Here is a 622-nt window from a genome sequence, read left to right as displayed (position 1 = left end):
CTGCACGACAGCCACCACGACCCGGCCGACTTCGCGGTCCAGATCTCCGACCAGATCGAAAGCTTCATCGTCGCGGTCACGGAGGTCGCCAAGGGGGACGAACCGGACAGCGCGGTTCCCTTCCTGCTCCTGGAGATCTCGCAGTTGCTCCTCGCGGGCGGGCGGCTCGGCGCCCACGAGGACTTCGTACCGGACGAGCGCTACGAGCCCGACGTCGGCCCCGAGCCGGACGTGGACGACCTGCGCGAACGGTTCGCCACGCTGCTCGACCCGATCGACGTGTACTCCGAGGTCTTCGACCCGTACGTGCCGCGCTCGCAGCCGGTCGCCTGCCGCATCTCCGACGACCTCGCCGACATCATCACCGACCTGCGGCACGGCATGGCGCACTACCGCGACGGCCGCGTCAGCGAGGCGCTGTGGTGGTGGCAGTTCTCCTACCTGTCGAACTGGGGCACCACCGCGTCCGCCGCGTTGCGTGCCCTTCAGTCGCTCGTCGCGCACGTCCGCCTGGACAGCCCGCTCGACGAGCTCGACGGCCTGGACACGGACAGCAACGCCGACGGCGACGACGAGCTGGCCGAGGAAGCGGGACGGGTGATGGCCGCGGAGATCGCCGCCC

1 protein-coding gene is annotated in these 622 nt (G+C 70.3%); it reads left to right on the top strand.

Going from position 1 to position 622, the window contains the following annotated elements:
* On the top strand, positions 1 to 622 hold a 622-nt coding region (locus KUM32_RS41630; RefSeq protein WP_217146819.1), incomplete at its 3' end, for a DUF5063 domain-containing protein.

This window comes from Streptomyces sp. AC627_RSS907, from assembly GCF_019049165.1.
The sequence above is the reverse complement of the archived record's forward strand: the minus strand, read 5'-3'. Positions and strand labels throughout refer to the sequence as shown.